This is a genomic window from Methylosinus sp. R-45379 (assembly GCF_001644125.1).
In the GTDB taxonomy this organism is placed as follows: Bacteria; Pseudomonadota; Alphaproteobacteria; order Rhizobiales; family Beijerinckiaceae; genus Methylosinus.
The window spans coordinates 1-1,154 of the sequence record NZ_LUUM01000080.1 but is presented as its reverse complement, the minus strand read 5'-3'; the positions used below and the strand labels follow the sequence as shown (position 1 = coordinate 1,154).

Below are 1,154 nucleotides of genomic sequence, written 5' to 3'. Positions count from 1 at the left end.
CCTCCAGGCGGAACTCGCGCAGCCCCTTCGCAAGATCGGCGGCAAGGGTCGAGAACGTCACGCGACCGAACAGGATGACGACGACCGCGCCGACGATGAGCCAGTGCCAGAGCGAGAGGCCGCTCACGGTCAGAACCCCTGGTAGATCGTCGGGCGAGTGACAAGCACGCCGCTTGTCGCATCGCCCGACCAGTTTGTCCGCGGGGTTTGGTCTGCCGGTAGCGGGAACAGGGAGACATTCATCGATGTCGTCGCGAGCACGAAAGTCATCTGCACGAGATACCAACCAGAGTCGCCAACTTTGAAGATGGCGGGCGTCTGATACGGCGCGACATTATACGATGAAGCTACCGATCCAGCGCCGGTCAGCCCGAAAACTTGGATGGTCTCATGCGTCGATGTGATCGCGCCATCGTGCGCAGCGAGCGCGAAATAATTGAGGCCATTCGGCTTGACAAGAGCCACGATCGTGTAGGGGACGCCGGCCAGAGCTGTGAACGCGCGATACGCTGCGTGCGCCTGGTTCACGGCATCCGGAATGATCGATAGGCACCCCTGCATCCAGGCATATGGCCCGAGCGCCGCTTGAAAGGCCGTAGCGATGTTGGCCGCCTGCCACCCGTTGAGCTTTTTCCCTGCCGCATGAAACGGCCTGAGCAAGCCGATCCCGTTCGGCGGCTGGTTCAGAGCCCGCACCTGGAAGCCATGCAGGCCGAGTCCATAGGCGCTCGCCGATGCGTTTTTCGACGCGACCTTGAAAGCGAGCACATGCGGAAATTCGTCCGCATCGGCCCAGATCGACGGAAGGATGATGCTTGCGCGATTCCCGTAGCTGTTGGACGCCGCATAAGCGTCTACAGTTGGATACCCGACCGGCAGCAAAGACCCCAGCTCGGCGGCGCTATACGCGCCGAGAGAGCCGTTGCCGAGTTGCAGCGACACCACGCCTTGCGCCGGGCCTTTTTGGTAGAGCATATCCACAACGCATGTTCCTGGAGCCATCCGTGGGAGGACAAACGGGATCATGTCATTCTGCGCGGCCGAAGAATTGTAGAGCCGCTTGTTCCCCGGCATGCCGGCGGTCGTATAGTCGAGCGCCCATGTGCCCACAGGGGCATTTACCGAGTCGCCAACGCTGTCGAGCGCAACGTCGC

At 61.7% G+C, this 1,154-nt stretch carries 2 protein-coding genes; both read right to left on the bottom strand.

Annotated features, from left to right (window positions below):
- Positions 1-127: twin-arginine translocase TatA/TatE family subunit (locus A1351_RS26105; protein ID WP_198162213.1), on the bottom strand; the 127-nt coding region annotated here is incomplete at its 3' end.
- Positions 128-129: 2 nt separating this feature from the next.
- On the bottom strand, positions 130-1,154 hold a 1,025-nt coding region (locus A1351_RS25745; protein ID WP_198162212.1), incomplete at its 5' end, for a hypothetical protein.